A 1,970-nucleotide genomic window follows, 5' to 3' on the forward strand; every position below is an offset into this window, starting at 1 on the left:
TGAAGAGGATCAGTGCCGGATACTGGCCGCGGCATTCGCGCCCGGGGCCACAGTGGCGGCGGTAGCGCGTCAGTACGATGTCGCGACCAGCCTGATCTATAAGTGGCGCCGCACGGTGAGAGCCCGCGAGACGGGCTTTGCCGAAGTTGTCGTGGCTCCCGATGAGCCTGTCGCCGTTTCGCGGCCGGCGGCATCCCCAGCGGTGATCGAGCTGGAGGTCGCCGGCAAGGTGCGGCTGCGGATTCCGCTGACCACGCCGCCAACACTGGCGGCAGCGATGGTGAAGGCGCTGGGCGTTTCATGATCCCGGTTCCGAGCCAGGTGCGGATCTGGTTGGCGGTCGGCCGGACCGATATGCGTCGCGGGATGCAAGGCCTCGCTCTGCAGGTTCAGGAGACGCTGGGCCGGGACCCGCATGCCGGCGATATTTATGTCTTCCGCGGCCGCAGCGGCAATCTGATCAAGATTATCTGGCATGATGGGCTCGGCATGTCGCTGTATGCAAAACGGCTCGAGAAGGGCCGGTTTCTATGGCCGTCGCCGGCGGACGGCACGGTTTCCATATCACCGGCGCAGCTCGCCTACATGCTCGACGGGATCGATTGGCGCAACCCGCTTCACACGTTCCGCCCGCAGCGCGCGGGCTGAGTTTTTCTTTGAGTTTGCGCCATTTTCCGCGAGTCAGCGGACGCGTTTTATGATTCACTCCAGGGCATGGTTGCCACCGCCCAGGATGCTGTTCCGGACGATATTGGCGCGCTGAGAGCAGCGCTGACCGCGGCGCTGGCCAGAGCCGAAGACGAGGCCGCGCGCGCTGCGCTGGTCGAGGCCGAACTGGCGGTCGCCAGGGCCAAGGCATCGGATGATGCGGCGCTGATCGCGCATCAGCATCTGACGATCCGGAAGCTGCAGCGGGCGCTGCATGGTCAGAGTTCTGAACGCTCAGCCCGCCTGCACGACCAGATGGAACTCACCTTCGAGGAACTCGAGAGCACCGCGACGGAAGACGAGATCGCCGCCGAACAGGCCGCGGCCCGGACCACCGAGGTGGCGCCTTACATGCGCAAGCGACCGGCGCGCCAGCCATTTCCCGAGCATCTGCCGCGCGAACGCGTGGTCGAGCCGGCGCCGGCCGCTTGCCATTGCTGCGGCGGTCATCGGCTGCGCAGGCTGGGTGAGGATATCACCGAGACGCTGGAGGTGGTGCCGCGGCAATGGAAGGTGATCCAGCACGTGCGGGAGAAGTTCACCTGCCGCGACTGCGAGGCGATCAGCCAGGCTCCGGCGCCCTTCCACGCCACCCCGCGCGGCTGGGCCGGTCCCGGCCTGCTGGCGATGATCCTGTTCGAGAAGTTCGGCCAGCATCAGCCGCTTAACCGCCAGGCCGAACGCTATGCCCGCGAAGGCGTGCCGCTCAGCCTGTCGACGCTCGCCGACCAGGTCGGCGCCGGCGTCGCGGCGCTGATGCCGCTGTTCAAGCGGCTCGAAGCCCATGTGCTGGCCGCTTCGCGTCTGCACGGCGACGACACGACGGTGCCGGTCCTGGCCAAGGGCAAGACCGATACCGGCCGATTATGGACCTATGTGCGCGATGACCGACCGTTCGGCGGCGCCGATCCGCCGGCGGCAGTGTTCTACTATTCCCGCGATCGCCGAGGCGAACATCCCGCGACGCATCTCGCCGGCTGGAGCGGCATTCTGCAGGCCGATGCCTTTGGTGGTTATGGCGATCTCTATGCGACGGGTCGTCAGCCGGCGCCTGTTCTGGAGGCCAGCTGCTGGGCCCACAGCCGGCGCAAAGTGTTTGAGCTGGCCGATGTCGAAGCGGCGGCGCGCAAGAAGGCGCACGGCGAGAAGCCCAACCTGGTCTATCCGCTGGCGGTCGAAGCCGTGAAGCGCATCGATGCCCTGTTCGATATCGAGCGCGCGATCAACGGCCTGTCGCCGGCCCAACGCCACGCCGTGCGCCA

At 66.9% G+C, this 1,970-nt stretch carries 3 protein-coding genes; all 3 read left to right on the forward strand.

The window, feature by feature from the left end:
* Positions 1–304 (forward strand): IS66-like element accessory protein TnpA (tnpA, locus tag NKH28_RS34210; protein ID WP_352981452.1); only part of this gene is annotated, 304 nt, incomplete at its 5' end.
* Positions 301–648, forward strand: coding sequence for an IS66 family insertion sequence element accessory protein TnpB (gene tnpB / locus NKH28_RS34215; protein ID WP_023680052.1), 348 nt, complete (start codon positions 301–303; stop codon positions 646–648). The genes tnpA and tnpB, both read left to right, overlap by 4 nt.
* Before the next feature lie 66 nt (positions 649–714).
* Positions 715–1,970, forward strand: a 1,256-nt coding sequence (tnpC, locus tag NKH28_RS34220) for an IS66 family transposase (RefSeq protein ID WP_352981453.1), incomplete at its 3' end; no start/stop codon positions are given.

The organism is Mesorhizobium sp. M1227 (genome assembly GCF_040318315.1).
Classification (GTDB): domain Bacteria; phylum Pseudomonadota; class Alphaproteobacteria; order Rhizobiales; family Rhizobiaceae; genus Mesorhizobium.